The organism is uncultured Paraglaciecola sp., from assembly GCF_913058035.1.
Classification (GTDB): Bacteria; Pseudomonadota; Gammaproteobacteria; order Enterobacterales; family Alteromonadaceae; genus Paraglaciecola.
This window is the reverse complement of sequence record NZ_CAJXPA010000267.1, coordinates 1-4,349: the sequence shown is the minus strand read 5'-3', so window position 1 is coordinate 4,349 and position 4,349 is coordinate 1. Positions and strand designations below refer to the sequence as shown.

Annotated in this window: 5 protein-coding genes; 3 read left to right on the top strand and 2 right to left on the bottom strand. The window is 36.4% G+C overall.

Translation table 11 applies throughout. The features are described 5' to 3' along the window. A partial coding sequence (locus tag QZ562_RS19940) for a GGDEF domain-containing protein (protein ID WP_293764206.1) occupies positions 1–472 on the top strand: 472 nt, incomplete at its 5' end. A 317-nt stretch (positions 473–789) separates the two neighbouring features. Here the strand turns inward: QZ562_RS19940 and QZ562_RS19935 are convergent. Continuing rightward, on the bottom strand, positions 790–1,341 hold the full coding sequence (locus tag QZ562_RS19935) for an NAD(P)H nitroreductase (RefSeq protein WP_293764204.1): 552 nt from the start codon (positions 1,339–1,341) through the stop codon (positions 790–792). Positions 1,342–1,408: 67 nt separating this feature from the next. Then, the gene (locus QZ562_RS19930) at positions 1,409–2,032 is read right to left on the bottom strand and encodes a DoxX family protein (protein ID WP_293764201.1); all 624 of its coding nucleotides are present in this window, start codon (positions 2,030–2,032) and stop codon (positions 1,409–1,411) included. A gap of 220 nt (positions 2,033–2,252) precedes the next feature. Between QZ562_RS19930 and QZ562_RS19925 the strand changes: the two genes are divergently transcribed. Together QZ562_RS19925 and QZ562_RS19920 are read left to right on the top strand one after the other, a co-directional pair. Next, positions 2,253–2,855, top strand: a complete 603-nt coding sequence (locus tag QZ562_RS19925; protein WP_293764199.1) for a FlgO family outer membrane protein — start codon at positions 2,253–2,255, stop codon at positions 2,853–2,855. An 8-nt stretch (positions 2,856–2,863) separates the two neighbouring features. Next, the gene (locus QZ562_RS19920) at positions 2,864–3,607 is read left to right on the top strand and encodes a FlgO family outer membrane protein (RefSeq protein ID WP_293764197.1); all 744 of its coding nucleotides are present in this window, start codon (positions 2,864–2,866) and stop codon (positions 3,605–3,607) included. The last annotated feature ends 742 nt before the right edge of the window (positions 3,608–4,349 follow it).

Below are 4,349 nucleotides of genomic sequence, written 5' to 3'. Positions count from 1 at the left end.
CTACAATAGGCGTGTCTTTGAAGTGATTTATAATAAGTTTGTCGATAATAAAAACAACCAGAACAACATTACTTTGATCATGATGGATGTTGATAAATTCAAAACATTTAATGATACGCATGGGCACTTAGTCGGAGATCAAATACTTAAATACATCGGTAAATTGTTGAAAAAAGAATGTTCCAAACATATTCTGCCCGTGAGACTAGGTGGAGAAGAATTTGCACTTTTATGCCCTAGTTTTAAACTAGAACAAGGGCAAGCTTTTGCTGAAAACATTAGAATAAAACTAGCAGCGATACCTTTTAGTAATAAACGCACTGGTGAGAAAATGCCTCCTGTCACGGCTTCTTTTGGTGTAGCACAAAAACGGCCTAATGACGGTCTAACAAATATTATTGAAAGAGCTGATAAGGCACTTTATGCAGCTAAAAATGCAGGCAGAAACCAAGTAAGATTAGCTTTGAGTTAAATACGTGTTTTAGCCTTTGTCAGTCCAATGTAATAAACTAATGGCTCAATGCACGGTAAGATCACTAAAAGCTAATAAACAAAATAGACATTTACATAGAGACAAAAAAGAAATAAAAATTTTACGATGTTGAGTTTTAACTAGATACTTTAGGCCTGTAGTGGCTTATTTTTTGTTTATTTAACAGCCTAAATGTGTTTATTTATTCAGTACATCGACCGATGATCGACATACTTTGACATGTGTTATTTGTTGTCCAGATGTGTTGTTTTTGTTTGGCTATTCGCTATAGAATAGCACCAAAAATTTTTAAATTATTAATCCCAATTTTCGAAATATTCAGCACTTTCTCTTTTGGGTTTAGGCAAAGATTTTATAGGTGAAGAGCCTAAGTAAAGGAAACCAACTATTTCGTCTTGCTCTGATAAATCAAAAGCCTGTTTGACAGTAGGATCTTTTGCAAAACTCCCCGTTCGCCACACTCCAGCAAAACCTTGAGCCACTGCGGCCATCTGCATGGCGTGTAAAGCGCAGGATGCAGAAGCAACTTGTTCTATCCATGGCACCTTGTCATTTTCAGTGTATTTGGCTATTGCCACCATCACCATTGGCGCACGTAAGGGTAATTGAGGTGCACGTTTAACTTCTTTTTCACTTTTATTAGCTGCAATGGCAGCTTGTTGAAAAATTTCACCTAAACGGACTAACCCCAGGTTTTGGCATACAACAAATTTCCATGGTGTAAGACATGCATGATCTGGGGCACGTAAAGCCGCTTGTTTGATATTTTCTAGAGCTTGCCCTTCAGGGGCCGGAGCTTGTAATCGAGGTTGAGAACTACGGTTAAGTAATAAATCTAGCGCCTGCATCAAGTATCCTTAAATATTTAGAATACATCTATCGTAATCAAAAAGGCGACTGAGTGCCGTTATTTTTTTATATCTTCGCGATATATCTCTTCGCTAAAAAATAATCAAGACTGGTAAACTTGCCACCGCCAGTGAAGAATAAAGAAAGTAGCATGATGAAATAAGTGATGGCAAACTCGATACCGTTGTTAAGCACCACCAATTTTCCACTTGATGTAATCCACTCATAATTACTATTTTCTTGAAGAATACCTTTGGCAGCGGCTAATTTATCTGGTGTATCCATTACAGATTTGTTCAGCATAATGGTGCCGTCTGACATCCAACTACCGGCATCTGCAATCGCTGCCCAACCGTTTGGCCAGTGCACTGCGAATGCAGCCACCAACATAGTCAACATCAAAGGAATACTTACCCAGCGTGTGGCTAGACCAATTAGCAAAAATATTCCGCCAACTAATTCAGCTGCGGTAGCAAGAAATGCTAGGACAAAAGGAAAGGGTAAATCTAAACCATAATCAGCGTTGCCAAACCAATCTACTATGCCTTCAAAACTCTGATATTTAGTCCAACCACCTTGGATCATGATAGGTGCCAAAAAAAGTCTGAGTAGCAAAGGCCCAGTCCCATTAAAAGCTAAGCTTTTATCCAGCAAATTGTGCAAAGGAATATACAGATCCATTAGTTTCATAAATTTTCCAAATAATGTAGTCACTAATAAGAGGGGATAAGTAACCAAAATATTTCGTCAGATATTTATTAAAGTCTTTGATCAAGTTGATATTTTTCAGCATCCTTGCACACGTATTATAAAATTTATTTTTGCAAGTATAAAAATCATATTCAAGTGCTGTTATTGGCATTTATATTGCTCATAGCAATACAAAGCTTTAACTAAAGATATCAACTCCATGCGAACTTTATATTTAATGATCCTAATTTGCGCTTTATTGTCTGGTTGTGCGATAACGGATCTGATGAATAAAAGTAATAATTTAACTCATCTGAAAGCCTCAAGCATACATCCATCAAACACTCTACACAGACATGTAGAAAACCTCGTTAGGCAATTATTGAATACCTCTCAATTTGACGACAATACTAGTACTATCGCCGTCGGCACAATATTACCGACAATGCATTCTGGCGGCGAGTCTTTGCCCTCCCACACAGCGTTAAGCTTACAGATTCAAGAAAGTTTAATGACCTTCGCCACACAGGCAGGTTTAAAAGTTATAGAATTTAAAACGATGCCAAGTATAAAAATAAGCGCACAAGCCGACAAAATGCTGAGCAGACAAGTAAGTGAATTAAGCTCTACGATTAGTGCAGACTATTTTTTAACAGGCACCTACACGCTGCAAGAAAACAACACCATAATGAATATTAGACTAATAAAAGTTCCAGAAAACATTGTATTGGCAGCGGCAACAGATTATGTACCAAATGATGTCATGTGGAGTTCGTCAAAGGTTGCCATCAAAAATAACTTAATATATCGAAACGGATACTAGGAAAAAATATGAAACTATCTAACCTGCCTTTATTAATAAGTTTCACACTGTGCGGTTGTAGTACTTTTGATAATGAAGATAACCAAGACTATTTATTAGATCCTAAACTTGTCAATACCGTCTCACCATTGGAAGCCAGCAGACGTTTTGAGAAGCATTACAAACATCGTTTAGATATACCAAAAATAAACACTGATATAACAGGTGAGGCAGAAACTCCATACAATGCCGACAGCCACAAAAGCAGGAATATCAACCATTATGTCCGAGGGATCATGCAGGATATGGCAGGTAATTTACAAAATGTTAATGCCACTTCTCCTGTGGCAGTTGCCAGTTTTGTTTTTCTGGACGAACCTTATGACAAAGCCAGTTTATTAGGCAACCAAATAGCAGAGAGCTTTATTCACGAAATACGTAAGTTCGATATAACAGTATTGGATTTTAAAACTATGGATTATATTTTGGTTACACCTGAAGGCGATTTTGCACAAAGCCGAAACTTTGAAGAATTGAGCAATGTCTCACAAATAATTTACATTATTACTGGCACATTAGTCAAACACCGAGATGGTTACCTGGTTAATGCACGCATGATCAGCATGAAATCAAAAGTCGTAGTGGCGTCTGCACAGCGATTAATCCCAAACAATGTAGCCGATGCTTTGATGAGCAGTAAGAGTGTTGAAAAAAACAAAAACATTAAAAATGAGCAAATACTAGAACCAAAAGTCACCTTAATACAGGGCTAGCTGCACGTATCCAGATATTAAATGCGCAAGCTGATTGGAAAAATATAGAGAGTATGGTTTTAATAAAAAAATAGTGCTTAAAACACTTTTTTTTTAATTTGTGCTAGCGGCTAATATTGATAATTTTCATATAATATAAATTTCGGTATAAAAGTATTGGCACTGGCTATCACTCTTTTATTATACAGACCAACAATTCTAGCATTCATCGTATTCATTAGACTCACCGGACAAAGAAAACGAACCTTCAGAAGTGGACTCGACTTAATCACAAACCTTATAGTCAGTTAATCTGTCATTAAATTGCTGCAACTGGCTATATAGTAACTCAGAAAGTTGATTGTCGAAAATATTCCCCGTATAAAATTTTAATCGAAGTAAACACAAGAGGGTATAATTAACGCTCAACGTCCATCTTTTACTTGCATATTCTCGACTAAACGCATCGATTATACACCCCCTTCTCACCTGCACATAAATAAGAGTTGTCTGCAAAAATGTTGATGAACAACCAGCTAAACTCCATCATAAGCCAGTGATCAAAACAGCGGAAAAGTTTTTAGGTGTTTTACATATTTTTATAATCGATATTTAAATGATGTTTTTCCTAAAAAACCTAAAGTTTATAATCAAATCGAGTCATTTTAGAAAACTTATTAGGCGATACTTGACTGATATGGTGACTCGAATCGATGAAAATATTCACTCACTATTTCCATACGTTCAATACACCAATAAGTAT